23 protein-coding genes are annotated in these 26,631 nt (G+C 72.3%); 2 read left to right on the top strand and 21 right to left on the bottom strand.

Translation table 11 applies throughout. The annotated features are described in order from the left end of the window. Positions 1-35 precede the first annotated feature (35 nt). Positions 36-1,529 carry an FAD-binding oxidoreductase gene (locus ACLJOK_RS09440; RefSeq protein WP_410817661.1) on the top strand — a complete coding sequence of 498 codons (1,494 nt, stop codon included), beginning with the start codon at positions 36-38 and terminating at the stop codon, positions 1,527-1,529. 212 nt (positions 1,530-1,741) lie between these two features. Here the strand turns inward: ACLJOK_RS09440 and ACLJOK_RS09435 are convergent, their stop codons facing one another. The 17 genes from ACLJOK_RS09435 to mptB all read right to left on the bottom strand — a co-directional run bounded on the left by ACLJOK_RS09435 (position 1,742) and on the right by mptB (position 21,991). Next, a complete protein-coding gene (locus tag ACLJOK_RS09435; protein WP_410817659.1) occupies positions 1,742-2,521 on the bottom strand; it encodes an AfsR/SARP family transcriptional regulator in 780 nt (259 codons plus the stop codon). Positions 2,522-2,658: 137 nt separating this feature from the next. After that, positions 2,659-3,786: a hypothetical protein gene (locus tag ACLJOK_RS09430; protein WP_410817658.1), complete on the bottom strand. Its 1,128-nt coding sequence runs from the start codon at positions 3,784-3,786 to the stop codon at positions 2,659-2,661. A gap of 13 nt (positions 3,787-3,799) precedes the next feature. Continuing rightward, complete coding sequence (locus tag ACLJOK_RS09425; protein WP_410817656.1) at positions 3,800-6,148, bottom strand: hypothetical protein; 2,349 nt, start codon at positions 6,146-6,148, stop codon at positions 3,800-3,802. A gap of 8 nt (positions 6,149-6,156) precedes the next feature. Continuing rightward, positions 6,157-7,593, bottom strand: coding sequence for a baseplate J/gp47 family protein (locus ACLJOK_RS09420; protein WP_410817655.1), 1,437 nt, complete (start codon positions 7,591-7,593; stop codon positions 6,157-6,159). Next, positions 7,586-8,095 (bottom strand): hypothetical protein, encoded by a 510-nt coding sequence (locus tag ACLJOK_RS09415; RefSeq protein ID WP_410817654.1) that lies wholly within the window; start codon positions 8,093-8,095, stop codon positions 7,586-7,588. Before ACLJOK_RS09415 ends, ACLJOK_RS09420 begins: the two co-directional genes overlap by 8 nt. Before the next feature lies 1 nt (position 8,096). Then, a complete protein-coding gene (locus ACLJOK_RS09410) occupies positions 8,097-8,420 on the bottom strand; it encodes a hypothetical protein (protein ID WP_410817652.1) in 324 nt (107 codons plus the stop codon). 12 nt (positions 8,421-8,432) lie between these two features. Further along, positions 8,433-10,460 carry a hypothetical protein gene (locus ACLJOK_RS09405; protein ID WP_410817651.1) on the bottom strand — a complete coding sequence of 676 codons (2,028 nt, stop codon included), beginning with the start codon at positions 10,458-10,460 and terminating at the stop codon, positions 8,433-8,435. Continuing rightward, a complete protein-coding gene (locus ACLJOK_RS09400; RefSeq protein ID WP_410817650.1) occupies positions 10,457-11,107 on the bottom strand; it encodes a hypothetical protein in 651 nt (216 codons plus the stop codon). The genes ACLJOK_RS09405 and ACLJOK_RS09400 overlap by 4 nt, the downstream gene beginning before the upstream one ends. Beyond that, positions 11,107-11,607 carry a hypothetical protein gene (locus tag ACLJOK_RS09395; protein ID WP_410817648.1) on the bottom strand — a complete coding sequence of 167 codons (501 nt, stop codon included), beginning with the start codon at positions 11,605-11,607 and terminating at the stop codon, positions 11,107-11,109. Before ACLJOK_RS09395 ends, ACLJOK_RS09400 begins: the two co-directional genes overlap by 1 nt. A gap of 2 nt (positions 11,608-11,609) precedes the next feature. Then, positions 11,610-13,088: a hypothetical protein gene (locus ACLJOK_RS09390; protein ID WP_410817647.1), complete on the bottom strand. Its 1,479-nt coding sequence runs from the start codon at positions 13,086-13,088 to the stop codon at positions 11,610-11,612. After that, positions 13,085-16,300, bottom strand: a complete 3,216-nt coding sequence (locus ACLJOK_RS09385; protein ID WP_410817646.1) for a hypothetical protein — start codon at positions 16,298-16,300, stop codon at positions 13,085-13,087. Before ACLJOK_RS09385 ends, ACLJOK_RS09390 begins: the two co-directional genes overlap by 4 nt. A 2-nt stretch (positions 16,301-16,302) precedes the next feature. Then, positions 16,303-16,557: a hypothetical protein gene (locus ACLJOK_RS09380; protein ID WP_410817645.1), complete on the bottom strand. Its 255-nt coding sequence runs from the start codon at positions 16,555-16,557 to the stop codon at positions 16,303-16,305. Between the two features lie 28 nt (positions 16,558-16,585). After that, the gene (locus tag ACLJOK_RS09375) at positions 16,586-17,014 is read right to left on the bottom strand and encodes a hypothetical protein (RefSeq protein WP_238679320.1); all 429 of its coding nucleotides are present in this window, start codon (positions 17,012-17,014) and stop codon (positions 16,586-16,588) included. A gap of 17 nt (positions 17,015-17,031) precedes the next feature. Then, a complete protein-coding gene (locus ACLJOK_RS09370; protein ID WP_238679319.1) occupies positions 17,032-18,201 on the bottom strand; it encodes a hypothetical protein in 1,170 nt (389 codons plus the stop codon). 69 nt (positions 18,202-18,270) lie between these two features. Continuing rightward, positions 18,271-19,212 carry a hypothetical protein gene (locus tag ACLJOK_RS09365; RefSeq protein WP_410817643.1) on the bottom strand — a complete coding sequence of 314 codons (942 nt, stop codon included), beginning with the start codon at positions 19,210-19,212 and terminating at the stop codon, positions 18,271-18,273. A 92-nt stretch (positions 19,213-19,304) separates the two neighbouring features. Further along, a complete protein-coding gene (locus tag ACLJOK_RS09360) occupies positions 19,305-20,591 on the bottom strand; it encodes a glycosyltransferase 87 family protein (protein ID WP_410817641.1) in 1,287 nt (428 codons plus the stop codon). Next, positions 20,588-21,991 carry a polyprenol phosphomannose-dependent alpha 1,6 mannosyltransferase MptB gene (mptB, locus tag ACLJOK_RS09355; protein WP_410817639.1) on the bottom strand — a complete coding sequence of 468 codons (1,404 nt, stop codon included), beginning with the start codon at positions 21,989-21,991 and terminating at the stop codon, positions 20,588-20,590. The genes ACLJOK_RS09360 and mptB overlap by 4 nt, the downstream gene beginning before the upstream one ends. A gap of 214 nt (positions 21,992-22,205) precedes the next feature. Between mptB and ACLJOK_RS09350 the strand changes: the two genes are divergently transcribed. Next, complete coding sequence (locus tag ACLJOK_RS09350; protein ID WP_410817638.1) at positions 22,206-23,102, top strand: hypothetical protein; 897 nt, start codon at positions 22,206-22,208, stop codon at positions 23,100-23,102. 169 nt (positions 23,103-23,271) lie between these two features. Here the strand turns inward: ACLJOK_RS09350 and ACLJOK_RS09345 are convergent, their stop codons facing one another. From ACLJOK_RS09345 to ACLJOK_RS09330, 4 genes are all read right to left on the bottom strand, one after another. Beyond that, a complete protein-coding gene (locus tag ACLJOK_RS09345) occupies positions 23,272-23,841 on the bottom strand; it encodes a peroxidase (RefSeq protein ID WP_410817636.1) in 570 nt (189 codons plus the stop codon). A 265-nt stretch (positions 23,842-24,106) separates the two neighbouring features. After that, positions 24,107-24,610, bottom strand: coding sequence for a restriction endonuclease (locus ACLJOK_RS09340; protein WP_410817634.1), 504 nt, complete (start codon positions 24,608-24,610; stop codon positions 24,107-24,109). A gap of 366 nt (positions 24,611-24,976) precedes the next feature. Then, the gene (locus ACLJOK_RS09335; protein WP_410817633.1) at positions 24,977-25,549 is read right to left on the bottom strand and encodes a hypothetical protein; all 573 of its coding nucleotides are present in this window, start codon (positions 25,547-25,549) and stop codon (positions 24,977-24,979) included. Between the two features lie 52 nt (positions 25,550-25,601). After that, a complete protein-coding gene (locus ACLJOK_RS09330) occupies positions 25,602-26,543 on the bottom strand; it encodes an endonuclease domain-containing protein (protein WP_410817632.1) in 942 nt (313 codons plus the stop codon). Positions 26,544-26,631: the final 88 nt, after the last annotated feature.

Here is a 26,631-nt window from a genome sequence, read left to right as displayed (position 1 = left end):
TTTCGGGCGTGTCACCAATCGAGAGGATTCGGACCATGCGCGACCTTTCCCGTCGTGATCTGCTCAGGGCGACGGCCGTCGGCGCCGGAGCGGTCGCCATCCCGAGCGTGATCGCCGGCAGCTCGGCCATCGCGGCCGACGGTCCCGGGTGGCCCTCCGACACGACGTTCCCGCCGGCACAGCTGACCGGCCGGATCGTCCGCCCGCAGAGCCCCAACTACGCGGAGGCCAGCCTCGGCTGGGACGAGCTGTTCGTGCACTATCCGCTGGTCATCGTCTTCGCCCAGGAGACCCAGGACGTGGTCAACGCGCTCACCTGGGCGCGGCAGCACAACGTCGCGCTGCGGGTACGCAGTGGCCGGCACAACCTGGAAGGTTGGTCGAACGTCGACAACGGCATCGTGATCGACGTCAGCGAGCTGAAGGACGTCCACATCGACACCGCCGCTCGCGTGGCGAAGCTCGGCGCGGGGCTCACCCAGTCGGAGGCGGTGACCGCCCTCGGGGAGCACGACCTCGCGGCGACGACCGGCACGGAGGGGACCGTGGGCCTCTCCGGCGCCACCCTCGGCGGCGGCTTCGGGTTCCTCACCCGCTACCTCGGCATGGCCTGCGACAACCTGATCGGCGTGGAGATCGTCGTCGCGGCGGGCGCCGACGGGGCGAAGGTGCTCGAGGTGGACCCGTGGAACTACCCGGACCTGCTCTGGGCGCTGCGCGGAGCGGGCAACGGCAACTTCGGGATCGTCACCTCCCTGACCTATCAGGTCGCTCCGCTCACCAGCGTCGCCTACCTTCAGGTGACCTGGCCCGGTCTCGGCGACCTGCACGAGGTCTTCGGCGCCTGGCAGCGCGTCGCGCCCTTCACCGACCCGCGCCTCGGCAGCCAGGTCGAGGTCCACCCTGACGAGATCCTGCTGTTCGCGGTGCTCGCCGAGGGGTCCGAGGCAGAGGCCAGGAAGCTGCTGGCGCCGATCCTGTCGATCGGCAACCCCACTGTCACAGTGCAGATCGGTGGCTGGGGCGACGTCTACGCCGGCTTCCAGATCCCGAACGAGGACGAGCCGGCGAAATGGAAGTTCTTCTCCCAGTTCACCCGCGAGCCGTTCCCGGAGAAGGCGGTCAGCATCGTCCGTGAGTTCATGGAGAAGGCGCCCTCGCCCGACAGCAACTTCTTCACCCAGGCCTTCGGCCGCGGCGCGCAACGACAGGAGCCCTTCGGCGGCGCGGCGTTCCCGCACCGCGACGCGCTCTTCTACTCCGAGCCCGGCGTGGGCTGGGGCACCCGCGGCGAGCCCGACAGCGACGATGCCGTCACCCCGATCGCCCAGACCTGGATCGCCGAGTTCAGTCAGGCGCTGCGGTCCTACGTGGACGGCGCCTACGTGAACGTGCCGAACATCGGCATGGCCGAGTGGGAGAAGGCCTACTGGGGGCGCAACTTCCCCCGGCTGCGCAAGATCAAGGCGAAGTACGACCCGCACAACGTCTTCCAGTACGAGCAGAGCATCCCGCCCGCGACGCACTGATCTGGACGACCGGCGGTGCGGGTGGTGCCACCCGTACCGCCGGTCGCGGCCAACCCGCCTCGTGCGCAACCTTTGCTCTGCTTCAACGCGCGCAACAGTTACGGCGCTTATCTGTTGCGCCGGTTGAAGCAGAGCAAAGGACGCGCGGGAGACGTTGGGGGTCGGTCAGGCCCGGCGCGCGGGGTGGGACGTCGGGATGGTGGCGCGGCCGCTCAGGGGTACGGGAGCGCGGACCCGGACTTGCCGGCCTGCACGAGGTGCTCCAGCCAGGGTGTCGGGGCGACACCCAGCTCCCGGTCCAGGTCGGCGCGGAACAGCTCGAAGCGTCGTACCGCCTCGTTGATGTTGCGCTCTGCCAGGTGCACGGCGATCAACGCGCGGGTGGCGCTCTCCCGCAGCGGCTCCAACTGCACGGCGGTCAACGCCACCTGCACCGCCTCGCCGAACCGACGCCGCGTGGTGAACCACTCGGCGAGCGTCTCCAGCGCGTACAGCTGGGTCTGGCGCAACCGCTCCCGCTCGGTCAGCACCCAGTCGTCGTACCAGCCGGGCAACAACTCACCGGTCGCCAAGGCCGGCACGCCGGGGGCGAGGGCGACCGGCGCACCCCCGGCCAGCAGTGCGGTGGCCGCGGCGCCCAGGGTGGCCACGTCGCTGGTCACACCGGCGGCCAGGGACAGCCGGTCGTCCTCCTCCACCAGCGGTTCGGGGGTGACCCGGTGCAGCCGCCAGAGCATGGTGCGCAGGTTGGCCCGGGCCCGCTCCTCGTGCGAGCCGGGCCAGAGCGTGCCGGCCGCCTCGGACCGCGCACAGCGCTGGCGTACGCCGAGGTAGGCCAGCAGTCGGCGGGCGCCCTGCGGCACCGCCACCGCCCGCCCGTCGCGTTCCAACCCGAACCCACCGAGCAGCCGCAACGCGTACCGGCCGGGCTGCCCCGCGTCGGTCTCGGTTGCCCGGGTGCGAAGGTCCTGCGTTACCTCGTGCACAGCCATGCTCGCGCCTTTCGCACCCGATCGCCCCGTGGCAGTTCCACGCTCGGGTGTGGACGGTCGACGCGCCAGCGCAGTGTCGTCTCACCGACCCGGGGAACGGTGTAGATCAACCGTTCGCCGGACTCGGTCCCGGCCGTTCAGCGCAGCTTGCTCAGCGTCCGGGCGTACGCCGTCCACTCGGCGGCGTCGCCGACCTCGGCGCGCACCCCGGCCTCCTTCATGATGCCCAGCACCTGCTCGGGCTGGGCGTCGGCGAGCTTGCCGAGGGTGCTGATCCCGGCGCGGGTCAGCGCCGCACGGGCCTTGGTCGGCACCCCGGCGAGCATGGCGATGTCGGCGTCGGCGACGTTCTCCAGCTCGGCCTCGATGCCGAGCGCGGCGGCGACCGCCGACTGCGCGCCGACGGTGGTCCGGACGATCACCGCCTCCCGCTCGCTCACCTCGCCGAACATCGCGTCCACAGTCGGATAGGCGGTCTCGGCCGGCAGCACCTTGAGCACGTCGCGGACCGTCCGGCCGTCGGCCAGCTCGTCATCGCCGAAGCTGCGGATGAACTCCGTCAACTTCACCTCGCGTGGGAAGCGCTGCCGGACATCCCCGTTCTCAGCCGCATACCGCTCCAGATAGGCGGCACCCCTGACCTTCGGGCCGGCGACCACGTCCACGCCGAGGGTCTCCACGGCGGGCAGCACGATGGTGCCGGCCTTGGTCTGCCAGATGCTGACCTTCTTGTCCAGGAACATCGTGGTTCCCATGTACTTCCCGAAGTCCAGCGTGCTGATGTAGTTGGGGATCTGCTCGATGGCGTGCGGGCCGAGGGTCACCTTGTTCTCGTGCACCGTGGAGTGCAATCGGTTGATCTCCGCGCGAATCTCGTCGAGCAGCCGGCGCAGGCTCACCCGCATCGCCGCCATGCAGGAGAACGCCTTGGCCAGGTCGGTGCCGAGGTGGTCCAGGTCGTGCTCGATCCGGTGGAACCGCTCGTTGAAGCCCTGCTCGCCGGGGGTCTGCCCGGCCTGCACCACGTCCTCCCCGTCGACCCAGTCGGTGTGGGCGAAGGTGCGGGCGAACGGCGGCGGCGCACAGCCCGGCTCCACCGCCGGGAACGACTCGGCGTAGCTGAACACCCGCTTCGCGCTGCCCACGTTCTCGTAGATCCAGGACGAAACCAGCACGCTGGCGTCCGACTGCGGGATGCCGTGTTCGGTGAACATCCGGTAGAGCTCGGTGACGGTCAGCCCGTCGTAGTTGATCTCGCTCGCCATGATGATGTCCCTCTCAGAGCTGGTCGTACACGCCGCGGTGCCGGCGCTGCTGGAAGGTGCGGAAGGTGCGGGCCACCGCCGAGGGCAGCGGCTCGGCAGTGCCGTCGTCGTCGAGGTCGACGTGGTCGCGCCGGATGCCGAACGTGTTGATCTCCACTCCGAGCGGGCAGACCCTCGTCAACGCGTTCATCAGCCGCTCGTACTGCGCCAGCGTCAACGTCACCCCGTCGGGCAGCTCCACCCGGAACTCGTACGGGTCGGTCAGGCCGGTGCGCACGTAGGAGAGCGCCACCATGGCGACCAACCCGGCGTGGGTGGGCCGCAGCGTGGTCCGCGCGCCGACCGCCTTGATCTCCGCCGTGCCGCCGCCGAGCCCGACCGTGTACCAGCGGAACCCGGTGGCCCGGCGCTCGCTGAGGTTCAGTCCGGCCTGGGGCAGGCCGATCACACTGCACACCAGCAGCACCCGGTTGCCGGTCTCGACCAGCGGCAGCGCGGCGGCGAGGTGCTGGTCGCGCAGCAACCGGACCAGCCGGGCCAGTCGGTCGCCGGCGGCCGGCTGACCGGCGATCAGCGCGCCGGCCAACGCCGCCGGCAGCTCGATGGTCTCCACCAGCTCGTCGGGGAGCCGGTTCAGGGCGGCCACCACCAGTGCCGGGTCCCGCACCGCCGGCAGACCGGCGGCGGCCAGCACCTGGTCCACCGGCTGTCCGGCCGGCCGGGTCGGCACCGCCGCCCACCGGGTCCGGGCCACCGCGTCGGTCAGCGGCGCCCAGGCCGGCTCCCCGGCGTCGGTCCAGGCCCGCGCGGCGGCGGACAGACCGGCCAGCAGCAGCGCGTTGCCGGCCGGGTCACCCGGTGCGTAGAACTGCGCCTCCACCGCCGTGTCCGCGCCGAGGGCCGCGCTCGGCGGCGCGGTCACCGCCAACCCTCGGGTGGGCAGGTGGGACAGGTACATCCGGGTGGTGCTGATCCGGTGCACGGTCGGCAGGCCGCACACCCGCCACAGCCAGGCCAGCTCGCCGTCGGCGGCAACCGTCGGCACACCGGCGGCGCGGGCCGCCGCGATCAGCGCCTCGGCGGTCCGGTCGCCGGTGGGCACCCGGCCGGCGTCCAGCACCCGGTTGCGCAGATCGGTGGCCTGCGCGGGGGTCGGCCAGCTGACGTCGACGCCGAGACCCAGCTCGTACCGGCTTCCACCGGCGTCGTCCTGGGCCCGGGTCACCTGCCACACGATCGCCGAGCCGAGCGCCCGGCAGACCCGCCCGGCGCGGTCCAGGGCGGCGGCCAGCGGCGGCGCGACGCCGTGGGCGCTGTCGAAGGTGTACGACTGACGCAGACTGGCCCGCAGCGCCGTCACCTCGGTCAACCGGCTGGCCGGCAACGCCCGGCCCGCGTGCGTGGTGTTGTTCGGCGGGGTGTTGGCGGGCAGCACCAGGCGGTCGCGGCGCAGTTGGGCGAGGAAGTTCGTGCGGTGCTGCGGATCGCCGACGGCGACCAGTCGGATCGCCACAGCGAACCGGTCGTCGTCCTCGCGCACCGTGAACCGGGCGCCGCCGGGCAGGTCGGCGAAGAGCCCGGCGTTCGGGTCGGTGTCCGCGCCCGGGCCGTTGAGCAGGTGGCGTACCGCGCCCGGGGTGGGCAGCAGGAACCGCCGGTAGAGCCCGAGCCGGTGGGCGTACGCGACGTCCGGCTCACGGGCCGGCGGAGCCAGCCGGCGCGCGTACACCTCGCCGTTGGCCGGCTCGTGCACCAGCTCGTCGACGAAGCGGGCCACCCCCACGTCCGCGCCGATCCGGTCCAGCGCGTCGCGCCGGGCGTGCGCGAGGGTCCGGTACGCGTGCACCTCCCGGGCCGCGCGGCGGAGCCGGTGCTTCTCGTACGACATCAGGTAGAGCAACCGGCCCAGGTTGCCCTCCAGCACTGCCAGCTCGACCAGCCCGGGAAGCGCCGCACCGGTGACCGCCGTGGCGGCGCCACCGTCGACGGACCGTTCAGCCGCCACGGCGACCGGGAACGACGCGACCAGCGGCTCGTCGGCGGTGTCCGGCACGTACCCGGGCACCGACGCCCCGGCGGCCGACCAGGGCGCGAAGACCACCGGCGCCAGCACCCGCTCGCCGGTCCCGCCCGGGTCGACGGTGACCGTCACCCGGACGGTCTCCTCGGCCAGGTCCCGGCGCAGCACCACGGTGAGCAGCGGGTGTCGGCTGGTCCAGTCCACCGCGGCCGCGCCGCCGGCGGAGATCGGCACCACCACCCGCCGGACGGTGCCCGAGTACGGGCCCTCCAACTGGTCGACGAGGTTACGTTCGACGGACGGGTCGGCCCCGTCCACCGGCACCCGGATGTCGGTCACCATGCCCCCGCTCAGACGATCCGGAACGGCCGGGGTTCGTCCCGGTCGACGTAGACGGGCACCTGGTTCGCGGCGAGCACCGCGTTGTCGCCGACCGGCAGCCGCTGCACCCCGTCGCCGGTGGGCGCGCTGCCGGTCACCACCACCGCCGAGTCGGCCGGGAAGCGGACCAGCCGCAGGTCGCGGACGTCCGCGACGCCCGGCTCGTTCATCAGCGTCCAGATCACCTCGGCGGCGCGGACCGGCTCACCGAAGGGCAGCTCGTCGACGTAGCGGCGCAGTCGGGCGTGCAGCCGGGCCCGCAGCTCGGTGGCGGCGGTGGAGGCGTTCACCGTCTCCCGGGATCCGGTGGGCAGCGGCAGGCCCCGGATCACCAGGTCGGCCTCGACGCCGATGCCCACCTCGTCGGCCCGGTCCACCGAGGCGAAGATGCCCACCGGGCGCAGGTCCTCGATGACCGACTCGACGGCGGCGTGCAACCCGTCCGGGCCGTCCCAGATAGCCGCGGCGGTGGGCGCCACCAGCACCGTCACGTAGTACGGGCTGCCCAGGTCACGTTCGGTGCTGAAGACCCGTTCGATGAAGTTGAAGTTGCCGAAGATGGACTGGTTGAGGTCCAACCCGCCCCGACCGTCGAAGACCTGCACCTGGCGTACGCCGGGCACTGTCGCCACGGCCAGGCCGATCGCCTCGGCGGTCCAGATCGAGCGCGGGGCGGCCAGCAGCAACTGCCGGTAGCGGGCGTCGGAGACCTGCTGTTCGCCCCCGGTCAGCGCGACGGTGTGGGTGATCTCCACCAACTCGGCGCCGGCGGCCTGCTCGGCGTCGTCCAGGTCGGCCAGCAGGGTGTCGGCCCGGTTCCACCTGTCGATCTTCTGGCTGGCCTGAGTCGGGTCGAGGTTGTGCGCCGCGCCGGGGTAGAACGCGGCGACGGCCGGCACCCGTTCGCCGACGGCGGCGGAGAGCACCACAGTCTCGTCCAGGGCCACGTGGTGCCCCCCCGGTGTGGACAGTCGGGCGCCCCGAGGCAGCGTGAGCTGGGTGCGGCCGGTGGGCAGCGCCGCCTTCAGCTTCAGCTTCACGGTCCCCCGGGCCGACAGACAGGGCCGGGGGATGCCGAGTTCCTCGCCGAGGCGGGTCAGCGCGTCGGCGGTCGCCGACACGACGTACGAGTTGTCGTAGACCGCGCCGAGCGCCGCCCACAGCCGGGCGTCCTCCAGTGCGGCCAGTTCGAGGACCTTGCGCAGCACGGCGCCACTGGTGAGATCGACGTCGTCGCCGAAGAGCAGCCGGGCGGTGGCCAGCTTCTCGGCGAGCAGCCGGGCGAAGGACTTCGGCACGAAGCCGGTCTCGACGATGCCGAAGCCGGTCGAACCGGTGGCCCGCAGCGCGGCGGCGTCGACGGCCAGGACGTCGGCCAGCTCGGCCGGGAGGGTGGGATCAGACACTGGGCAGCTCCCCGAGATGCACCGAGAGCCGGTCGTCGGTGATGGTTTCGAACTGGACCTGCACCTGGAGGGTGCGAGACGAGCGCAGCGCCGCCCCGGCGGCGTCGTCGGCGCCGGTCGCACCGACGCCCAGCCGCCCGTCGTCGAGGTTGACGTCGACGATCTTGCGGACCCGGGGGTCACGGTCGAGCAGGGTGATGATGCCGATGCGCACCTGTTCGCGGATCAGGTTCGGCTCGATCTGCTCGGCGAGGGCGTTGAGGCCGTCGAAGCCGAATGTGGCGTCGAAGACGTTCGAGCCGCGCAGCGTGGTCAGCGCCACGGCGAGGCTCTGTGCCACGTTCTCGGTGCCGGCGACGAGGGCCAGCACCCGACCGTTCGGGCCGTCGTCGAAGACAACGTCGCGGGCCAGGTCCACGCCGGGCATTGTGGTTTCGAAGGCGAGGCCCCAGCCGAGGTAGCGGCGCTGGGCAGCCTGTCGTTCGCGCTCGGTCCGGTCCACCTCAGACCGCCTTCAGCTTGCTCTGCCCGGCGCTGGCCGACAGGCCGGGGCTGGAGCCGTCGGTGGCGCCGCTGAGCGAGTCCAGGGCCACCCCGGACCCGCCGACGGTGAGCTTGCTGGCAGCGCCGGTCGCCGTGGTCACCGTGCTGCACTGCTTGGTGGAGTTGCTGGTGGTGATGGTGCACCCGGCCACCGACTTGCCGCTGATCCCGTCCAGCCGGGTCACCGCGACGTGGTCGACGGTCAGCTTGCTCTGCCCGGCCGGGGTGACCTTCCCCTGGTTGGGGCAGTGCACGTCGCTCGACGTGGTGAGCACGAAAGCCATGTCGCTCTCTCCTCAGTGGACGTTCATCGCGTTGCTGACCTGGACGTCGACGTCGTCGGCGGCGATGTTGACGGTGCCGCCGCTGATGTTCACCGCGCCGTTGCCAGCGTCCAGGTCGATCTGGGTGGCGGTGATGGTGATCGAGCCGTCCTGCTTCATCACGATCGACGACCCACCGGCGGCGTGCTCGATGGTGATGCTGTCGGCCTCCCCGGCGCGGGCCGGGCGCTGACCGCGACCCTGCAACTGGGCCCGGCCCACCCGCACTGTCAACTCCCCCAGCTCGATGACCCGGTTGCCGTCGCCGTCGGTCAGGTCGTGCGCCACCTTGCCGTCGTGGTCGGCAGGCACCACCGAGTCGCCGATCGACGAGCGGCTGTTGCTGGCAACCCCGACCGGCAGGGACAGCCACCAGTCCCCCGGCTGCGACACCGGGGCGTGCCCGGTCGGCCAGAGCGCGCCCACCTCCACCGGGTCGTCGGGCGCGCCGTTGCGGTAGGCCATCGCCACACGGGTGCCCGGGTAACGGGGCAGGATGAGCCCGCAACCACCCCAGGCGAACGGGGTCAGGTAGGTCACCCCGGGCAGCGGCGCGGGCTGCTCCCGGCGTACCGGCAGGCGGCGGGCGCCGTTGGGGCGACCGTCCGGGCGGGCCAGCCCCTCCCACACCGTCTCGGTCTGCGCCGGTGGCTCGACAGCGCCACTGGCGTTGGTGGCCGCCGCGCGTACCTCGCCGATCTCCAGGCCGCGCGTCTCACCCCGAGCGGCGCGGGCCGCGCGACGCACCGCCTCGGCGGCGGCCACCCCGGGCGACGATGCCGGGCCGGCCGGCTCGGCGGTGCCCACCCCGGAGGCGTCGCTCCAGCTGTCCCACGCCTGGGCGCCCGAGGTGACCTCGACGCCCTGCACCACAGTGACGAAACCGGCGGTACGCGACACTGTGTGCCGGGCTGCGCTGAGGTAGAGCAGCTTCGCCCCCGCGCCCAACTCCCCGGTCGACGGGGCGAACGGCGCCGCGAACGAGCCGAGCAGCGCCGCGCCGACACTGCCCAGCGTGGTGGCCTCGTCCACCGCCGGCGGGTCGAAGCACACCAGGTCGCCGGGCTTCAGGTCGGGGCGGCCCTTGAGGGTCAGCGTCCACGCCCGACGGCGCGGGGCCGCGGTGCCGCCGGACTCGGTGGCCGCGTACGGGTCGGTGTCCTGGCTGCCGTTCTCGGTGCAGGCCAGCAGGCCGGTGGCGAGGGTGAGTGGCTTCGGCTCCCCCTCCGGGTACGGGATCGGCCGCTTGCCGACGTGCACGGTGCCGTCGCGGATCAGCAGCATCCCCCGCCCGTACGCGTTGAGCGACTGCTGCAACGCGCCGCCGATCCGCTCCACCGCGGCGCGGTAGAGCAGGCCCGCGCCGAAGGCCACCCGCTCGTCGCCGGCCGCCTCGGTGGCACCCCGGGTCATCGTGCCGTCCGGGTTGGCACCCCAGGTCGCGATGTCGACAGTGGTCCGCTCGGCGACGGCCCGGATCGCGGCGGTGAAGGTGGCCGCCTCGAACCGCTCCGCGACCCGTTGCCCGAGCCGGGCGTACGCCTGCTCGACGAGGGTCAACTCGGTGTCGTAGGTCCGCTCGCCGGTGAGCCGGCGCACCTTGGTCACCCGCAGCACGGCGACAAGCGCCTGGGTCAGCTCGGCCGGGGTCGGGCCGGCGTTGACGCCGACCAGGTTGGTGAAGAACGCGCCGACGGACGTGTTCGCATCGCGCCAGTACAGGTGCAGCTTCGCCACCAGCGGCGGTTGCCCCTCAGCGGTGCGCAGCGCGGCGAAGTGCTCGTCGATCAGCCCCTGCACGGTGATCGTGTACGCGCCGGGGCCCAGCCCGTCGGGCAGCGCGGCGTCGATGGCCGCGTAGTAGTCGGCGCTGGACAGGGTGAGCGTGGCGTCCTGGCTGAGCCCGGTCGGGGTCTCCCGGTGAAACGTCAGGGTCCAGCCGGCGTCGTTGCCGACCGCGCCCTGGCGCACCTGGCCGGTCTGGAACGGCGTGAGCGTCATCGCAGCACCCTCCGCAGCTTCTTGTCGAGCAGGTAGCGGTAGCGCAGCCGGGCGGGGCCCAGCTCGGATTCGACGCGCTGCGCGGGTGGGCGGCGACGCCAGACGAACTCGTTGATCGGCGGTGGCCCGAACTGGTCCACGGCGCGGTCGGCCCGACGCCAGGCCAGCGCGATGGACGAGCCGTAGTCGCCGGAGCCGCGGACCGTCCCGGCGTGCAGCAGCCAGGTCAGCACCAGCAGCTCCACGGTGACCGGGGCTCCGGCACCGGCGTCGGCCGACAGACCGGCGTCCGGGCAGACCCGGCGCAGACCGGCGGCGAGCGGCACCGAGCCGAGGATCCGGGTGCCCTGGCGGACCACGAGGCGCAGTGGCACCCGGCCGACCAGGGCGGGCGGCCGGGGAGCCTCCGGCGGCGCGGGCCGGGGTGCCAGGTCGTCGGCGGAGCTGCTGACCACGGCGAGCGGGTCGGTGTGCAGCCACTGCCGGGCCAGGCCGGTGGGCAGGATCAGCACCGCGTGCACACCGGCGCCCAGCTCGACGCGGTGCGGGAGGCCGGCGGTGAGGCTCTGCCGCACCTCGGTGAACCCTTCGGGCACCTCGACGGGTGTCTCCGGCAGCAGGTAACGATCGATCGGGAACTGTGGCATCAATTTCCCAACCCGTCGGCGAGGGCGCCGACTCCGATGCTGGCCACGTCGAGCAGCTTGCCGAGCAGGCTGGGACGGGGCACGTGGACGAGGGTGATGGTGGTGTCCAGGACGTCGCGACGGGCGGCCGAGGCGTTGAAGGTCAGCGACTGCACCTGCATGTCGGTGCGGATGGTCATCGAGGTGACCAGGATCAGCCCGCCGAACTTCCCCCCGGAGTACGCCGCGAGGGCGGTGCCGCGTTTGCTCGCCTCGGCCATCGTCTCCAGGGCGAACTTCCACGCGTAGCGTTCCGCGCCGACCAGCACCCCGGTCAGGGTGATGGTGTCGTCGTGGGTGGCCACGATGGCCTTGTGCGCGGTGGAGCCGATCGGCGGCAGGTGGTACGTCTCGGACAGCGAGATGGCGGTGACCGCCCAGAGCGGGATGGGCAGGATCCCGTCGCTGATGATCGCGGACGGCACCGTGCCGTACCGCATGAAGCTGCTGGTGATGGCCATGCTCAGCGCCCTCCGGTGGGTGGCAGCGGCACCGGCGTACCGGTGGGTTCGACGGCCAGGCCCAGGTCGCGCAGCGCCTGGGTGATCTCGCGGACCTCGCCGGCGGCGCTGGTGACCCGCAGCCGCAGGCGGCGAGCCTCCAGTGCGGCGCTGATCCGCGCGGGCCGGGTGGACGCGGAGCCACGCCGGTTGATCCGCTCGATCTCGGCGGCGGCGTCCTCCATCCGGGAGATGGCGTCGAGGATGCGCGGGTCGGGGGTGAAGCCGGGATCGTCGCGGTGCAGCCGCGCGATGGCGTCACGGAAGTCGGCCGCGTCGCGGCGCAGGTTGGTCACCAGGTTGTCGGTGAGCGCGCTGACCCCGCCGACGCTGGCGGCCCGGTGCGACTTGTCGTCGATGAGCCACACCCAGCCGTCGTGGCCGATGCCGACCAGGTCGGTGCCGGCGACCTTGACGTTGGCGTCCGGTCCCTTCAGGAACAGCTCGATGCTGCTCAGCGAGAACGCCGCGCTGTACTCGCCGAGCACGCCCCGCCCGTAGGTGACCATGTCGTGGCGCAGGTAGGCACGGAAGCCGGGCCCGTCGTCGGCGCGTCCGCCCCGGTCGCGGAAGCGCCGCCACAGGGTGGTCAGGGCCTCCGGGTTGTGCACGGCGAGCTGTTGGGTGAGCCAGACGTCGCCGCCGGCGACGACCGCCCGCAGGTCCGGGTCGCCGATCCGGGCGAGGGCGTCGGCGAGCCGGGCCTCGCTCATCTGCAGACCGCGGGACCGAGCCCGACCCAGGTCGTCGACGGCGGCGCGCAGCCGGGTCACCTCGTCGGGGCTGAGCCGGCCACCGAGGCGGGTCTCCAGGTCGGCGACGGCGGCCCGCTTGCCGCCCTCGCCCTCGGCGGCCACCGCGCGCCAGAGCGCTGCCGGTTCCAGCTCGGCGGCGCGACGCAACGCGGCCTGCCGGTCTGCCGGCATGGCCCGGAACGCGTCGCCGACGATCGCGGCGGGCTCGACGTGCCGGCCGGCCGCGCCGCCGCCGGCGTCGAACTCGCGCAGCAGCGAGTCGGCGTACGCGGCGGAGTCGTCGGCCAGCCGCAGCGGCGCGTCTCCCACGATGCCGTCGCGGGGTCGGCTCAGCTCGCGCATCTCGGTGTTGAGCTGGTCGAAGTACTCGCCGAGAGTGGCCACCCGCACCCCCTCGGGCAGGGTGCCGCCCTCCAGCACGTGGTCGAGGATCGCGGCGATGTTGTCCCGCAGCACGGCGATGCGTTCCAGCCGGTTCAGCGCGTTGCCCAGGTGCAGGTCGCCGACGTCGTCGACGACGCGGCGGATGAGGTGTTCCAGCAGTCGCCGGGAGCGCACCTCGCCGGCCTCGCTGTGCGCGGCCACGGTCCGGATGAACTGTCGCAGCCGAGGGTTGGCGTCGGCGGCGGCGTGCACGGCGGCGGCGTCGAGGAATCGACCGGCGCGGAACCGGCGCGGCCCGGTCACGGCCGCACCACCGGGACGCGCGGGCCGGCGGCGGCGCCACCGGCCGGGGAGTCGAGCACCATGAGGATGAACCGGGCGCCCTCCGGGCCACCGACCGCGCCGCTGAGCATCGCCTCGCGCTCCACGTACGCGAGCACCGGCTCCATCAGCTTCTGCACGACCCGTTCCAGCACCTCGTTGAGCAGGATCTCGGTGAGGAACCCCTGGAGCAGGTCACGGGACGCGGCCTCGATGATCTGCCGGGTGACGCGGCGCACCACGTACCCCCGGGCGGCGCGCAGCCCGGCGCGGACGCCGAAGCGCAGCGCGACCCGGCCGCCGCGCACGGCCGCGCCACCGATGGTGCCGGCCTCCGGGATCAGCGACAACGCCAACCCGAGGTACGCGGCGAACAGCTCGACCTCGACCTCGGTGCGGGTGAGCACCAGTTCCGGGTCGAGCATCGAGGCGTAGAGGCGCTCGCGCTGGTGGGCGTGTGCCACGTCCACGGCGGCGACGGCGACCCCGACCACGAAGCCCAGCGGCGGGCAGAGCAGCGACAGCGCGATGATCCCCACCATGACGGCGAACGCGCTGAGCGCCTCGCGGCCCAGTTCGGTGCCGAACAGGTCGTCGATACCTGTGGCGTAGTAGAGGTTGCCGCCGAAGAACTCGCCGATCTGCTGGTGGGTGACCAGGTGGATGCCCTGGAGCGCGAAGCGTCCACGGGGGATGGTGGCCGACGGGATGTGTTCGCTGATCCGGCTGGACCGGAAGGCGAACCGGGCGTCGGTGCGGGCGCGGCCGAGCATCTCGGTGTTGTTGCGCCGCATGTCCTGCAACACCCGCCACAACTCGTCGCGGATCGCGGACCGGTTGCCGGCGAAGCGGGCCAGCACGTCGGGCAGGTCGGTGATCTGTTTGACCAGCGGGTCGATGCCCTCGGCCTCGCCGCGTTGGATGACCAGCGCCTGTTCGATCTCGGCGAGGGTCCAGAGCACGGCGTGTGAGTCGCGGATCCGCGTGGTGCCGTCCCGTTCGACGATCTCGCCGGCGGCGCCGGGGCTGCTCAGGGCGGCCTCGCTGGCGAGGAAGGCGCTGGAGATGGCCCGGGCCGCCCCGTACCAGGCGGTGGACGGGTTGGCCATGCTCACCGTGGCGAGGGTGCCGCCGCCGATGTCGGTGTGCGCGGACACCCAGCGGGCGGCCTCGTGGCGGCGCAACCGCTCGCGCAGCCCCTGAAGCTCGGCGTAGTCGCTGAGCTGGGAGACGATCAGCCGCTCGAAGATCGGCGCGTACCTGTCGAAGTGGGCGATCCGCGCGTCGATGCCGGCCCGCGAGCTGAGCAGCAGCTGCACCAGCATGGCCTGGTTGCCGACCATGAACAGCTGCCCGACGGCGCCCTTGACGGCGGGGCTGAACGCCTGGACGAAGTGCAGGTTCCAGGACGCGGACGTGTCGATCCACCCGCCCTGGATCCGGGCGAAGTGCTCGGGCTGGCTGTAGCGGCCCATCACCAACTGGGCGAGGCGGTCCAGTCGGGGCACCACCCCGGCCAGGTGCCGCAGGAACTGCACGGCGGGTGAGGCGACCGGCCGGAAGTCCAGCGGACCGAGCCGGCCGCTGCCCTCCGGCACTGGTCGGGTGAACGCCTCCCGCTCGGTCGAGCCGACCAGCAGGCTGATCGCGGCGGCCCGGCCGCGCAGCATGGCGGCGGCCTGGAGGCAGAAGTTCGCCGGGTAGCGGCACGGATCGCCCATCTGCAACCGGAACGTGATGTCGTCCATTAGTCGGCGCAGCTCGTCGCCGTCCGGGCCGAGCGCGGCCAGCTCCGGCTCGCCGTCGAACGGTGCGCAGGCCCGCAGCTCGGAGTGTTCGCCGGCGACGGCGGGAAACCGTCGACCCTCGACGCCGGGCGGGGCGCTGGGGCTGCTCGGGTCGAAGACGAACCCGCCCCGCCGGGCGCTCCCGGTGCCGTCCCCGCCGCTGCCATTGGCGGCACCGCCGGTGCCCGGGCCGCCGACGCCGGTGCCTCCCGGGCCGCTGCCGGTGCCACCGCCCGACCCACTGCCCGCGCCGGAACCGCTGCCAGTGCCGCTGCCTGTGCCGGTACCGATGCCACCGCCGGGTGGCGCGTTCGGGTCCGGTGCCGTCGCCGGACGCTGCTCGACGCTGATCGGCAACAGGTTGGCCGTACCGGTCCAGTGCAGCGTGGCGTCGGTCTCCTCGGTGCCCACCAGCAGCAGCGACACCCCGCCGACGCGGACCACCACCAGGCTGGTCGGCAGCGCCCCGCCCACCGAGGCGAGGATCCCGTCGACCCGCCGGGTCACCTCCACGTCGACGGCCCGCTCGATCTGCGTGCGGTACTCCTCGACGCTCGTCGTCTCGCCGCGCGGCTGGGCGATGCGCAGCCGCTGTCGGATGTCGTCGCCGAGCTCACCGTCCACCATGGCTACCAGCCCGGCCCGGTCGGTGACCGGCCGGCGCTCCACAGTTCCGGGCTGCGGGCTGGGCACCCGCGCCTCCACCTCGAAGTGCGGCTGCGGGGTGGCCCGGAACACCGTCTCGCCGAACGTGTCGAAGGTCAGGTACGACAGCGGCGTGGTGGTCACCATGACCAGCCACACCTGCCGGCCGGTGGGGTCGATCACCCGGGCGATGACTCCCTGCGGAGTGCCCGACGGCAGGCCACCGTGCTGGCGTACCGCCTCCCGGGCCAGTTCGGCGAAGTGGCCGACGAGGTAGGTGACCGGCCGCAGCAGCCACTGGTGAGTTACCCGGGGCGGCTCGTCGCCGTCCACCGGCACCTCGGCGGCGTCCCCACCGTCGTCGTAGGACGGCACCCGGTAGACGGCCAGCAGGTGGCGCATCCGCTGCCTGTCGAACAGCTCCTCGGCCGGCTCGCTCAGCGGCACGGCGACCCCGGGCGGCAGCCCTGGATCCAGCCGCGCGGCGGTCACCACCTCGTCGATTCGTCGGCGCAGCCGGGCCTCGACGGCCCGCCGGTCGTCCGGGGACACCCGCGCTCCGTCCGCGCCGGTCCAGAGGAAGGTCGGCGCGTTGGGGCGTACCTCCAGGTAGCCGCCGTGGGGTGCGACCACCTCGCAGCGGGAGCGTTCCAGGGCGCGGGCCAGCGCCGCGCCGAGCGCGTCGGTCACCGCCTCCGGGCGTTCGGCCAGCGACCGGGCGTCCACCCGGATCCGCACCGGAACGTGCACCGAGATGGCCACCGTCAGTACCGCCCGTCCAGGTGCTCGGCGAGGCGGGCCAGCGCGAGGTCGGCGAGCGCGTCGGCGTCGACCGCGCCGCCGACCGCGACCACCTCGATCTCCACCGGGAAGTGGTACGCGATGACTGCGCGGTCGTCCTCGGCCACCTGCTCGGCCTCCGCCTCGCTACCGGCCGCCGGCAGCACCACCTCACCCGCGTGCACCAGGGCCAGCCCGGTACGGGTGACCCGGGCGGCACGGCCAGCACCGGTCGCCATCTGCTACCTCCGGTCAGTCGTCGTCGGGTCAGGGCAGGACGGACGGGTCGCCGGTCTTCGGGTCGACCGAGGCGGCCAGGCTGAAGCCGCTGAAGGTCGCCGCCGGTGCGCCGGAGATGGTGGCGGTGGTCGGTGTGGCGCTGGTGATCAGGCAGTCCCGCAGCACGAACGACGAGAACGACCAGTCGTCGCCGGTGTGCTCGAGCAGCGCGATGTCGAACAGCTCGCCGTCCAGGGCCAGCTTGGTGAGCCGGCCGGCGACGTCTCCGATCGCCTTGACTGTCATCGTGAAGTTCATCGAGACGGGGGCGTGGATGGCGCCCAGGTGGGTCACCTCGCACGAGTGCAGCGCCTCGATGTTGAGCGAGAAGGACGGGCTGAACGAGTCGATCGGGCTGATCAGCACCGTCTCGGTGCCCTTTGTGTACTGCACCGCGAGGCGGGTCTTCCACTCCATGGTCTGGTTCCTCCGGGTCAGAACTTGGCCACGAGCGTGACCAGCAGGCGGCTCACGGCCGGGCCGTAGGTGACGGTGACGACCAGGTCGACGGTGCGGTCGGCCCGGGCGGCGGTGACGATCGAGGTGTCAGTGGCGGTACGCGCGACCTCGGGGATGGCGAGGATGTCCAGCACCGGGATCTCGATGCGGTAGTCGTCGATCACCGCCTGCCGCTTGAGCGGGCCGAGGATGCCGTCGACCTGGGTCTTCAGCAGCGTCATGCCCGGCTTGGTGATCCGTGCGTCACCGACCAGGCCGATCAGGCCGGCGCGCAGCATGAACTCGATCTGGTCGAGGGTGCGCACCAGGTCGACGTGCAGCAGGCTCGCGTCGGAGGTGAACAGCCGCCCGTCGGCGAAGTGCAGGCTCTCCCCGGTGATCAGTGTCGGGTCGATGATCGGCGTCAAGTTGGCCTCGGAGAGCCCCTTGATCTCCGCCGGGCTGTACTGCTTGGCCACCGGGATGGCGACCCCGCGGATCTTCTTCAGCACGATGCTGTGGTGCACCGGCAGACCGGCCACGGCGGCCATCGCGGCGGTGGCCGTGTCGCCGTCCGCGCCCCGGGCGGCGATCATCACCATCCGGCTGGTGCTGCTCTTGAGCGGGTTCGCGGCCGTGGTGATGTCCGCGACGTAGGTGGGGCCCTTCTCGGTGGCCGGATTGACCATGGCGAAGCCGATCCGCCGCTGCCCGGCCGCGGACATCGTCTCCACGTGCGCCTTGAGCGCGTGCAGCCCGGTGGGCGCGCCGGCACCGGCCGGGTTGCCGACACCCGACTCGTTGGCCAGCGACACCATCGTCACGTCGTCGGCGGCCTCCAGGCCGCTCAGGGCGGCCGCGTAGTCGTCGCCGGCGACCTTGACCCCGTACACCTTCGCCGGGCGCGGATCCTGAAGGAACGCCAGCTCAAGGGAGTTGTAGAGGGCGTTGCGGACCACGTTGCCGGCCTGTCGGCGGGCGAAGTTGGTGACCGCGTCGTCGAGGGTCTCGATCCGCACCGGGGTGTTCGCCGGCGCGGAACCGCCGTCGGCCGTGGCCGGTGCCTTGCCCACGACCGCGATGACGCCCGGTGAGCGCTGAGCCAGCGGCGCCGGTGGCGGCACGATCCGGACCTCGATGTACGGGAATGCTGCTGTCGGTGCCACGGGTCCTCCCGGACGAAGTTGCTGCTGGGGTCATCAGGCGGCTCCCCGCCGCCGCGGTCGTTGTGTGGCTCAGGAATTCAGGGCGGCCAGCCCTATACCGCTGCGGGCGAGCCACTGGCCGGCCCGGGCGAACCGGGCGGCCCGCTTCTGCGCGTCGGTGCCGGTGTCACCGCCGGGCCAGCCGTCGTCGTCGAACGTCTCGATGGGGACCACCCAGACGGCGACCACCCGGTGCCGCCGTCGCACGTCGTCCGGTGCGGGCACGTCCAGCCCGAGCTCCTCCGCGCGGGCCCGCACCAGGCGGGTCTCGACCAGCAGGTCGGCCAGGGAGAAGCCCCGGTCGCGGATCAGCACGGCGGCGGCGAACGGCAGCGGGCGTGGGGTCGGCGGGGCGGCCGGCGGGGCGGCGTAGCGCAGCTTCACGGTTGCCCCGGCGGCCTGCCCGCGCATCCGGGTCACCAGGTCGCCGGCGTTCGCGGCGCCGACACCGGCGAGCAGCCGGTCCAGGTGGGCGTCGGTGAAGGCGGCCGGCTGGTGCAGCCCCGCCCGGAGCCGGGTCACCAGCCGGGTGCGCCGTTCGGCTTCCAGCTGGGCCGGATCGGTCGGCAACGCACCCAGGTCGGCGACGATCTGCGGGTCCACGTCGAAGGCGGGCACCGCCACGTCGAGGTCCTCGACCCGGTCCCGGGCGGCGCTGGTCCGCACCACCAGGCTGCCCCGCCACAGGGCGTCGATGCGCAGCGCCGAGCCGCCGAGGCCGTGCAGGCGTACGCGTAGTTCGGTGCGGGTGGTGCCGCCGGAGCCCAGCCACTCCCCCTCGGCCACAGTGACCGGCGCGGCGGCGAAGCCGAGGGTCAGTTCGTCGAAGACCGCGGCGTACGGCGGCCCGACCGGCATCGCCTCGGTGTCGTACGCGGCCTCGACCAGGTGCGCGAGCGACGCGTCATCGAAGAGCGCGGCGCGGGTGCCCGGATCGGCCAACCGCACCAGCACCCCGTCGACGAAGTCCACCGCACGGCCTCCCCGCTGCCCGCGCCGGTGCACAGTGCCCGGCCCGGCACGAGGATCGCGAAGGTCCCGTCACCCGAGCGTCACCGTCACCGTCACCGTCGCCCGATGCGGCCGCCACTGTCGGGAACTGAGCACCCACACAGCGCGGGCCGAGGCCGTGTTGCTCCTGAGCGCGATGCCGCACAGTCATCGTGATGCCGCACAGTCATCACGCTCATCGCAGCTCGTGCTTCCCGACCGCCGTCACCCACCGGGAGTAACGCGAGCATTCCGATGCTGACCCAGACGTACGCGTTGGCGCCCACGAACCCCCACGGCCCGTCCGACCCGTTGGCGAAGACCCAGACCAGCCCGCTGCACAGCACGACGTAGCCGCCCGCACCGACCCACGCCCGACGACGGGCCGTCGCGTCGACCGGAGGCCACGGCAGCGTGGACGCGGCGAGCACCACCAGCCCCGGTACCAGCCACACCAGGTGGTGCACCCAGGTGACCGGGCTGACCAGGCACGCGGCGACGCCGGTCAGCGCGAAGCCGGCCCGTTCGTCACCGTCGCGCGCGGCCCGGCCTACCCGTAGCGCCCACACCGCCAGCACGGCGACGACCAGCACCAGCCACAGTCGCCGGTCCGGGTGCGCCGGATCGAGTCGGGCGACCAGGCCCAGCAGCGACTGGTTCGACACGTACGCCAACTCACCTACCCGGTCGGTGTCCCACAGCGCCTCGGCGAAGAACGTGCGGCTGGCCTGCGGCGCGATCACCGCCGCGACCGCTGTCGCGCTGACAGCGGTGCCGATGGCCGTGGCCGCGGCCCGCCAACGCCCGGTCACCAGCAGATACCCGATGAAGATCGCCGGGGTGAGCTTGACGGCGGCGGCCAGCCCCATCCCCACGCCCGCCAGTCGACTGCCTCGCTCCAGCAACCACAGGTCCAGATAGACCAGCGCCACCAGCAACAGGTTGACCTGCCCGAAACTGACGGTGTCGCGCACCGGGTTGAGCCCGGCCAGCAGACAGCAGGCCAATGTGAGCGCGTACCAGCGGGTCCACCCGTGCCGCCGGGCCAACGGGTCCACCAGCAGGTGCAGCAGAAACGCGACGGCCAACGCGGTGAGCAGCAGGTTCGCCGCGATCGTCGGGTACCAGGCCAGCGCCGCCATCGGCAGCATGCTCACCGCGGCGAACGGCGGATAGGTGAAGCCGTACCCGTTGGCGGTGGTCCACTCGTACAGGTCGCCGCCGCTTACCCAGTGCCCGACCGCTCCGTGGTAGACACCGACGTCGAACCAGCCCCGATGCCCGGGCAGCACCGCTATCGCCACCGCGAGCACGGCGACCAGGACGAGCACCGTCAGCACCTGCCGCCGACCCGCGTTCATTGGGCCACCTCCACCGGGGCGGACGGCACCAGCAGGCGCAGCGATCCGACAGCGACCAATCCCACCAGCACCCCGGCGGCGGCCAGCACCGCCTGCGCCGCGTCCGGTCCGAAGCCACTGGGCAGCGCCACGAACGCGAGCACCACAGCGCCCAGCGCCGCCGCCGGCCGGGCCCGCCCGTGCGCCGCCGCCGCGATCAGCACCAGACCCCACAGCGCATACCAGGGCCGGGTCGCCGGGCCGAGCAACGCCACCGCCACCAGCACCAAGCCCAGCGCGTACGCCGGGCCGAGCCGCCGCCGATGCCACCACGCGCCGACCGCCACGGCCAGTACGGCGGCCACGCCCAACGCCAGGCAGAGCCGCATCGGGGCGTCGCCCAGGTGCAGGCCGAAGCGCCCGGCCGCGCGCAACGCCACCCGCCCCAGCGCACTGGAGATCGACCAACTGTGCCGGTACATCGGGGTGCCGAGCGCGCCGACCCACCCGTACCCGATGCCGGTGGCCCAGGTGACCACGGCAGCGGTGCCCAGCGCGAACCCGGCGGTGCGGGCCACCGAGGTCGGCAGCCCGCGGTGGCGCGCGGCGAGCGACACGACAACCAGCAGCCCGACCACCGCCGGCACCTTGACCAGCGCGGCGAGGGTGACCAGCACGGTGGCCGCGCCGTAGCGGTGCTCGAAGGCGAGACTCAGCCCGGCCACCAGCAGCCCCAGCATCACCGCCTCGTTGTGGGCACCCGCGACGAGGTGCAGGGGTACGAGCGGGTTGAGCACGCCCAGCCACAGCGCGGCCGCCGGGTCGACACCGCAGTGCCGAGCCAACCGGGGCAGGTACGCCACCAGCAGCGCCACCCCGGCCAGCGCCACCAGACGCAGGCCGAGCACGCCCAGCACCACCTTGCCGCCGGTCAGCCCGGTGACCATGGCCGCCACCGCGAGGAACACCGGCCCGTACGGTGCGGGCGTCTGCTGCCACATCTGCGGCACCTCACCGGCCAACGCGCCGCCCAACTGGGCCACCCCGTGCCGGTAGACGTCGATGTCGGCGAGGACCATCGCGCCCTGCGCCAGGTAGCTGTACGCGTCCCGGCTGAACAGCGGCGGCGCCACCAGCAACGGCCCCGCCCAGCAGAGCAGGGTGAGCGCGGCGGAGCGCCGGTCGACGACCTCGTCGGCTCCGTGCGGGTGCCGGCCCGCCCACCACCAGGCGGCGACGAGCAGGGTCAGGCCGGCGTACCCGCAGAGCAGACCCGGCCCCGCGAGCTGCCGCAGCGCGCTCCACCAGGCGGCGTGCGCGCCGACCGGGAGCGCACCGGCGGCCAGGCCGGCGCAGGACAACAGCGTGGCACCGACTCCCCCGAGCAGCCGGTACGCGACGACGGTCGGCAGTGTGCGCACCCGGGCAGGATGTCGTCCGTGGCTGTCCGCCACGCGACGCCCGGACGATCACCAGGCGACGTCGCGATGTCGTGCCGGCTCGGCCGTCCCGCCGTCGACGGCGCATGGTCTGGTTCGTGTCGGTATGCGGTCTGCTCGGTGCCGGCGTGGCGGCAGGCATATCGGTCACCGGTTGTTAGCGTGAAACGCGGATCCGTGACAGTGGAGGGGTGCCATGACTGACGCCCCCGACGGGAGGCCGAGGCCCGCGGACCAGTGGCGGCACCGGGGCGTACGAGGGTTGACCATCGCTCGCGACGCCAGTGTGCGCGGCTGGCGGTGGTGGGCGCGAAGCTGGGATCGGCTGGTCGCCGCGCTCCAGGACGAGGCGCCCGTCGGCTCCGCTGCTGCGCCGTCACCGTCCGGTCCCCTCGTCGAACAACGCGACGCACCCCGACTGATCGCGGTCCCGGCACGCGGGTACGTGTACTCGTTCTACATCCGCGCCACGTTCGCCTGGTCGTCACCGGCCACCCTGCGGTCCGAGGTGCTGAGCTGGTACGTGCAGTACTTCCAACCGAACGCGATCCAGCGGCTGACCCGGCTCGCCGCCGACGCCGCCCGGGACCTGCCCCCACACCGGGCCGGTGACCTGGAGGTGGCGTTGCAGCAGGCGCTCGTCGATGATCCCCTGTGGCACTACCAACGGGGCGACATCACGCTCACCTGCCGCCCCGACGCCGCCGTACGACTCGACGAGCGGATCATGCCGGCGCTCCAGCCGCACGTCGACCGCCTGGTCAAGCTGGAATACCAGTTCGACGAGCAGATCCGAAAGGCCCGGTACGCCGAGGAACTCAGCCGCCAGTGGGCGACGATCCTGGATAGTCACGCGGACGACCACGACCTTGCCGACGCCCGCGACCACATGCTCACCGCGCAGCGAGAAGCAGCGAGATGGATCGCCGAACTCCTCCACCGTCACGCCAACCCCTCACCAGAGTCGGCACCTCCGCCCCGAGTTCCCCCGAACAGGTCCCCTGCCCCTCGCACCCCTGCCCCGGCCCCGCCAACCCGAGTAAGTCCCCGCCCCGTCCCATCTCCCCCTTCAAGATCACTCGATGGTGAGTAGTTGTTGAGGGCTGTCGAGAACGAGCACTCGGCGTTTGAGAGCAGTGGCCAGTCGCGCAAGCTCCACGTGTGCACGGGATGCGCCGCTTTCCTCGCCGATGCTGGGGAACGACAAGTCAGCGCTCGCCCGCTGGTGCTGGGACAGCCCGGCCGGTGGGTTCTCTCTGGCTCTAACCGCCGAAGCTCAGCGCCCGCCGCAGATCCACGTCCAGGCTCTCGTTGTACTGCGGATCGGGCTCAGCCCCGGCAGCGCTGAGGACGGTGCTGAAAAAGCATCTGGCACCAACGGCGAGAATCACGCGGAAGATATCCGTGTCATCGAGACCGTGGCCGCGCAGGCCCGCGACGTCGGCCTCGGTGACGGAGTTCGCATCGGCCGCGACCTTTCCGGCGAAGTTGACGACTGCGACCTCCTGCGCGGAGAGACCGGCGCTGCCGTGGTCTGACGCGATGGCGGCGACGGTCGGCGCGTCGAAGAACTTATCGCGTAGGACCTTTCCATGTGCCAGGCCGCAGTAGGAGGATTTCAGAGCCCGTGCTGCGGCGAGAGTCGCCAACTCGTAGCGGCGCAGTTCCATCCCGGCCTTCACCGCACCGTTGAGCTGCTGCCATGCCAGATACACCGCCGGGTTGTGGGCGAACAGCCTGGTGTAGTTGGGCAGGTAGCCCATCGCCTTTGTGTCCGTATCGAACATCCGCTCGGTGTCCGGTGACTGTTCTGCCCGCTGCAGGAAACTCATCCGACTCCTCCCATGCTTGACCCGGACGGTACGCCGTTGGGACAGCGGACGCTGTCGGGAAATCGGCCATGCACGAGGGCCCTGACACTCGACGATCGTCAGGTGACGGAACGCCTCCTCACACTTGATCTACTCGTTGTCGCTCACCCGCACCTCCGCACCGTTCAGCTTGTACAGGAGCGCCGCCTACCAGCCGTCGCGCGCCTCGGTGGTGACCCGGATCAGCATCTCGGAGACGTGCGGTGACTTGACCATTTCGGGCGCATCAATCCGATCCGCCTCCCGCGATGGACCCTAGCGCTGGTCTCCCCGTCCAGGCCCACACTTCCAGCGCATCGCGGTCGACGAGCGTGATGTTGAGCTGCCGGGCTATCTGAATACCGTCGCCCGCGGTGAAGAAGCTGTTCGTCACGAGCATGCAGATCTCGCCACCGTGGATGTCTCGGCAGGTGCCGGCGAACCGCTGGATCGCGGCACTGCCGACCCGGTTGTTTTGGCTCTGCCGTTTGCACTGCACCACGACGCGTCGGCCGTCGGGGGCGAGCGCCAGGACGTCCGCTCCCCGGTCGCCTGAGCCACCGCACACCGTCACGTTCCGAAACCCGGACGCGACCAGGATCCGGGCGAACCACTGCTCGAACTCGGGCCCGCTCATCGTGTCGGTCACCGCGATCAGCCTGTCCCGCTGGACTTGGTCGGCCCGCTCGCGGGCACGCTGCTTCGACACGACGAAACCCATCGCGGTCGCCCCCGCGATGATGAGGCTCACCAGGAGAGCGGACCAGTATGGATGCCGTTGCACGAAATCGATGACCATGCGGAGGAGCACGAAGCCGACGACGGCACACAACACCAGAGCCCAACCGTTGGCGGATCTGCGGCCACTAGCCACGCGGCGGACCGTCGATCTGCGCCGAACGCTGCCACTGCGTCGCCTTCGGTAGTGCGCCCGAACCCGCGCGCCACCCTTCCTGGTGTGTGACCTGACATACGGCACAAGGCACCTCCTCGTTCGAGGAAGCCTCAGTGTCGCGGTAGCGTGCGACAAACCGCTCGCACGGCCGTCGATAGTGTCCGGTACCCGTCAGCCGCCGTCCCATGGGAACGTTCGCGGCGGCGCCCGGCACCGCAGCACTCAGGTGGCGGGCGCCTCCGGCGTCCCGGCGAACCGATCGACCAACGCCTTCCGCAGCGTCGCGGACTGCTCCACCGACCCCCCGCGCACTCCCAGACTGCGCCGGGCCGCCCGGTAGTACCCGTCGCGGGCCTCGTCGACGCGGGCCAGCATCTCCACCACGTCCGACGGCGGCTCGACCATCCCCCGTGCGAGCCGTTCCACCTGCCAGATCGCGTCCCGCCAGCTGGCGGCGGCGGCGACCGTCGGCTCGTCGCCGAGCAGCAGGAGGTTCTCCCAGACGATGGTGCGCCGAGCGTCCGCCTCGGCCAGCCGGACCAGCCCTTCCTCGCGGTCGATGGGGTGGCTCCGCGATCCCGGCCGATGCTCGGTCGTGAGTCGCAGCGCCACAGCGTGACTCTCCTTCAGGGCGTGCGCGTAGTCGACGTACGCGTCGAGCCGCCGCTCGTCCCAGCGGACGCTCTGGCTGCGACGCCATCGGGCGCGGTCGGCGAGGGAGGTGGCGAGGATCGTGCCCACGGTGCCAACCAGGACGCCGAGGAGCGCCGGAAGCTGCGTCAGAAGGTCGCTCACCCGCTCGAGGCTGCCAGCCCCGGGCAACCCTCGCCGGCACGTGCCCACCGCGTCAGGTTCGGCGGGTCGCCAAAATGGCAAGGGTTTCCCGGCGTACCTCGTCGACGTCGTGCACGAGGCGGCGCTGGGCGAAGCGGACGACCAGGATCCCGACGGCCGCCAGTAGGGCATCACGGCGCAGGTCGATTTCCCGCTGGCCCGGGCTGCCGTGGGTGGTGGCTCCGTCGAGTTCGATGTTGACCCGTTCCCGCTCGGCGAACATGTCGAGGTACATCAGGCGACGCCCGACACGGACCGGCACCTGCCGGCGGAACGCCGGCATCCCGGGACCGGTGAAGACGTGCTCGTGCCCCCAGATTTCCAGCGGGCTGCGGCAGCCGTCGGCAAGCTTCGTCAGCAGGCGCCGGAACGCCGCCCGGTCGACCAGCTTCGGCACCCGTTCCAGTGCTGCCGACAGCCGTTCGGGTGTGGTCAGCCAGTCGTTGACCGCTCGGATCACCAACGCCTGCCGGTCGTCGGGCGGCGTTGTCGGCCACGAGTCGACGAGGGCCTGCTCGAGGCGGGTGACCGTCAGGCCCCGCCGGACCACCACCTGCGGCGCTTCGATGGTCAGGTCGCGGCGCCGATGCACGATCACCCCGGGACGGGTGCGCAGGCTCGCATTCGCCGGCGCGCTCAGGTGCACGAGCTCACCGAGCACCCCGGGGCGCAATCCCCATACGGCGAGCGCGCTGAGATGACTGAGCGCGCCGTAGCCGCCGGCCCAGGCGAGAGCCGCCCGCTGACTCATGGCGGGGTCGAGTCGACTCAGGACTGGAGCGCCGGGTCGCCCACCGACGAGGTGCGCCGCCACGATCACCTCGGGCAGCACCCGTACCAACTCGCCGTTACGGCAAGCCTGCCGAAGCGTCCACGACGGCACCACCTGCCCGGCCGTCCCGAGCGTCACCAGCCCACTGCCAAGCTCCACGAGTTCCCGAAGCACCGAGTTCACGCACGGAACCGTGAAGCCTTTGCCCAGCCCTCCGCAACCGCACCTGCCGGGCCTCTGTGGACAGCCGCCGACCTGTGTACAACGCCCG

The organism is Micromonospora sp. 050-3, assembly GCF_046549335.1.
Taxonomy (GTDB): domain Bacteria; phylum Actinomycetota; class Actinomycetes; order Mycobacteriales; family Micromonosporaceae; genus Micromonospora; species Micromonospora trifolii.
Note: the sequence above shows the minus strand (reverse complement) of the source record. Positions and strands in the feature narration are given on the sequence as shown.

Coding starts and splice junctions, on each gene's coding strand:
- ACLJOK_RS09440 (WP_410817661.1), top strand. CDS start 36: ATGCGCGACCTTTCCCGTCGTGATCTGCTCAGGGCGACGGCCGTCGGC.
- ACLJOK_RS09435 (WP_410817659.1), bottom strand. CDS start 2,521: ATGGCTGTGCACGAGGTAACGCAGGACCTTCGCACCCGGGCAACCGAG.
- ACLJOK_RS09430 (WP_410817658.1), bottom strand. CDS start 3,786: ATGGCGAGCGAGATCAACTACGACGGGCTGACCGTCACCGAGCTCTAC.
- ACLJOK_RS09425 (WP_410817656.1), bottom strand. CDS start 6,148: ATGGTGACCGACATCCGGGTGCCGGTGGACGGGGCCGACCCGTCCGTC.
- ACLJOK_RS09410 (WP_410817652.1), bottom strand. CDS start 8,420: ATGGCTTTCGTGCTCACCACGTCGAGCGACGTGCACTGCCCCAACCAG.
- ACLJOK_RS09405 (WP_410817651.1), bottom strand. CDS start 10,460: ATGACGCTCACGCCGTTCCAGACCGGCCAGGTGCGCCAGGGCGCGGTC.
- ACLJOK_RS09400 (WP_410817650.1), bottom strand. CDS start 11,107: ATGCCACAGTTCCCGATCGATCGTTACCTGCTGCCGGAGACACCCGTC.
- ACLJOK_RS09395 (WP_410817648.1), bottom strand. CDS start 11,607: ATGGCCATCACCAGCAGCTTCATGCGGTACGGCACGGTGCCGTCCGCG.
- ACLJOK_RS09380 (WP_410817645.1), bottom strand. CDS start 16,557: ATGGCGACCGGTGCTGGCCGTGCCGCCCGGGTCACCCGTACCGGGCTG.
- ACLJOK_RS09375 (WP_238679320.1), bottom strand. CDS start 17,014: ATGGAGTGGAAGACCCGCCTCGCGGTGCAGTACACAAAGGGCACCGAG.
- ACLJOK_RS09360 (WP_410817641.1), bottom strand. CDS start 20,591: ATGAACGCGGGTCGGCGGCAGGTGCTGACGGTGCTCGTCCTGGTCGCC.
- ACLJOK_RS09350 (WP_410817638.1), top strand. CDS start 22,206: ATGACTGACGCCCCCGACGGGAGGCCGAGGCCCGCGGACCAGTGGCGG.
- ACLJOK_RS09345 (WP_410817636.1), bottom strand. CDS start 23,841: ATGAGTTTCCTGCAGCGGGCAGAACAGTCACCGGACACCGAGCGGATG.